This is a genomic window from Kitasatospora sp. NPDC091257 (genome assembly GCF_044757675.1).
Classification (GTDB): Bacteria; Actinomycetota; Actinomycetes; order Streptomycetales; family Streptomycetaceae; genus Kitasatospora; species Kitasatospora lactacystinica.
Map to the genome: position 1 here is coordinate 1 of NZ_JBIVVI010000963.1, position 3,569 is coordinate 3,569.

1 protein-coding gene is annotated in these 3,569 nt (G+C 72.1%); it reads left to right on the forward strand.

The features are described from left to right. Positions 1 to 140: 140 nt before the first annotated feature. On the forward strand, positions 141 to 3,569 hold a 3,429-nt coding region (locus tag ACIQOV_RS32795), incomplete at its 3' end, for a HAMP domain-containing protein (RefSeq protein WP_401054365.1).

Consider the following 3,569-nt stretch of genomic DNA (forward strand, 5'->3'; position numbering starts at 1 on the left):
CTGCCCCGGGCGCATCCGCCCCGAGTGTCGCCCCCGGCCCGCGGTGGCACAGTGGGAGCAGGGCGGCAGCCCGTCGCCCTGGGGTCCGAGGTGCCCGGACGGCGCACCCCGGCCGTGCGAGCGATCCGGACGGTGGGCGGATGGACGAGCACCCGGTAGCCGCAGCCCCCGCGGCCGATCCGGCCGAGCAGGCGCTGCGGCAACTGCTCGCCGGGCTGACGGCCGTGCGCGACGGGGACTTCCGGATCCGGCTCGCCCCGGACCGGCCGGGGGTGCTGGGGGAGATCGCCGAGGTCTTCAACGGCATGGCCGACCAGCTGGCCCGGGTGACCTCCGAGGTGACCAGGGTGGCCCGGGAGGTCGGCAGCGACGGGCGGCTCGGCGGCCAGGCGCAGGTACCGGACGCGACCGGGACCTGGCTGGAGCTGACCGACTCGGTGAACGCGATGGCCGGCAACCTGACCTGGCAGGTGCGCAACATCGCCCAGGTCACCACGGCGGTGGCGCGCGGTGACCTCACCCAGAAGATCGAGGTGGACGCGCGCGGCGAGATCCTGGAGCTCAAGAGCACCGTCAACACCATGGTGGACACCCTGTCCTCGTTCGCGGACGAGGTGACCAGGGTGGCCCGGGAGGTGGGCACCGAGGGCCGGCTCGGCGGCCAGGCGCAGGTGCCGGGCGTCGCCGGGACGTGGCGCGACCTGACCGACTCGGTGAACGCGATGGCGGGCAACCTGACCTGGCAGGTGCGCAACATCGCCCAGGTGGCGACCGCCGTGGCCGAGGGGGACCTCACCCAGAAGATCTCGGTCGCCGCCCGCGGGGAGATCCTGGAACTCAAGACGACCATCAACACGATGGTCGACCAGCTGTCCTCCTTCGCGGACGAGGTGACCAGGGTCGCCCGGGAGGTCGGCACCGAGGGCCGGCTCGGCGGCCAGGCGGACGTCCGGGACGTCTCCGGCACCTGGCGGGCGCTCACCGAGTCCGTCAACGTCATGGCCGACAACCTCACCGCCCAGGTCCGTTCGATCGCCGAGGTGACCACCGCCGTCGCGGAGGGCGATCTGACCCAGAAGATCCGGGTCGACGCGCGCGGCGAGATCCTGGAGCTGAAGGAGACCATCAACACGATGGTCGACCAGCTGTCCTCCTTCGCGGACGAGGTGACCAGGGTCGCCCGGGAGGTCGGCACCGCCGGGAACCTGGGCGGCCAGGCCACCGTGCGGGGGGTCTCCGGGACGTGGAAGGACCTCACCGACAACGTCAACGTGATGGCCTCCAACCTGACCGGCCAGGTCCGCTCGATGTCCGAGGTGGCGACCGCGGTGGCGCGCGGCGACCTCTCCCGGAAGATCACCGTCGAGGCCGAGGGCGAGGTCGCGGCCCTCGCCGCGGCCATCAACACCATGGTGGACACGCTGTCCGCCTTCGCCGACGAGGTCACCAGGGTCGCCCGCGAGGTCGGCACCGAGGGCATCCTGGGCGGCCAGGCCCGGGTGCCCAACGTCGCCGGGACCTGGAAGGACCTCACCGACAACGTCAACTTCATGGCGCACAACCTGACCAGCCAGGTGCGCAACATCGCCCAGGTCACCACCGCCGTCGCCGACGGCGACCTGACCCGCAAGATCGACGTGGACGCGCGCGGCGAGATCCTGGAGCTCAAGACCACCGTCAACACGATGGTCGACCAGCTGTCCTCGTTCGCCGCCGAGGTGACCAGGGTGGCCCGGGAGGTCGGCAGCGAGGGCCGGCTCGGCGGGCAGGCCCGGGTGGAGGGCGTCTCCGGCACCTGGAAGCGGCTCACCGAGAACGTCAACGAGCTGGCCGGCAACCTCACCCGGCAGGTCCGCGCCATCGCCGAGGTCACCAGCGCCGTCGCGGCCGGAGACCTGACCCGCTCGATCAGCGTGGACGCCTCCGGCGAGGTCGCCGACCTCAAGGACAACATCAACGCGATGGTCGGATCGCTGCGTGAGACCACCCTGGCCAACCAGGAGCAGGACTGGCTCAAGAGCAACCTGGCCCGCTTCTCCGCCGCCATCCAGGCCCGGCGGGACATCCGCGCCGTCGCCGGGATGATCACCGACGAGCTGACCCCGCTGGTCGGCGCCCAGTACGGCGCGTTCTTCCTCGCCGAGGAGGGCGCGGACGGCACCGAACTGGCCCTGATCAGCGCCTACGGCCGCCCGGCCGGGGAGCAGCGGCGGCTGCGGCTGGGGGAGTCCCTGGTCGGCCAGGCCGCCCGGACCCGGCGGACCGTCGCCGTGGACGACCTGCCGCCCGGCTACGCCACCGTCTCCTCCGGCGCGGGCGGCGCCGACGCCCGCTCACTGGTCGTCCTGCCGATCGCCCTGGAGGAGTGGCTGATCGGCGTGCTGGAGTTCGCCTCGGTCCACCCGTTCACCCAGGTCCACCGCGACTTCCTGACCCAGTTCGCCGAGGCCTGCGGGGTCAACCTCGGCAACCTGCTGGCCAACGCGCGCACCGACGAGCTGCTCGGCGAGTCCCAGCGGCTCACCGCCGAACTCCAGTCCCAGTCCCAGGAGTTGCAGGAAGGACAGGAGGAACTGCGCCGCTCCAACGCCGAACTGGAGGACAAGGCCGCGCTGCTCGCCCAGCGCAACCGGGACATCGAGGCGAAGAACCTGGAGATCGAGCAGGCCCGCCAGGAACTGGAGGAAAGGGCGCAGGAGTTGACCCGGACCTCGATGTACAAGTCGGAGTTCCTGGCCAACATGAGCCACGAGCTGCGCACCCCGCTGAACAGCCTGCTCATCCTCGCCCAACTGCTCGCCGAGAACAGCGGCGGCAACCTCACCCCCAAACAGGTCGAGTACGCGGGCGTCATCCACTCGGCCGGCACCGACCTGCTCCAGCTCATCAACGACATCCTGGACCTCTCCAAGGTGGAGGCCGGGAAGATGGACCTGTCCATCGAGCCCTTCGCGGTGCGCGAACTGCTGGAGTACGTGGAGTCCGGCTTCCGGCCGCTGGCCGACCAGAAGGGGCTCGCCTTCGAGGTGGCCGTCGACCGGGCCGTGCCGGAACGGATCGTCACCGATCAGGCGCGGCTGCGCCAGGTGCTGCACAACCTGCTCTCCAACGCCGTCAAGTTCACCGACACCGGCCGGGTCGAGCTGCGGATCGAACGCGTCGAGGAGGCCGAGCTGCCGCCCGGACTCGGGCGCGCGCCCGCCGCGGTGGCCTTCCACGTCGACGACAGCGGGATCGGCATCGACCCGGCCCACCTGGACACCATCTTCGGAGCCTTCCAGCAGGCCGACGGCTCCACCGCGCGGCGCTACGGCGGCACCGGCCTCGGCCTGTCGATCAGCCGGGAGCTCGCCCGGCTGCTCGGCGGCGCCATCACCGTCCGCTCCGCGGCGGGGCAGGGCAGCCGGTTCACGCTGTACCTGCCGCTGGACGAGCAGGCGGCGGCGACGGGCGGCACGCCGGTGCTCGGGAACGGGGGCGGCGGCGCGGCCCCCGGGGGCGTGGAGCGGGTCGGCGGACCGGACGAGCAGCGGGTGCGGGTGATCCGGGCGCTCGGCGACGAGAGCCCC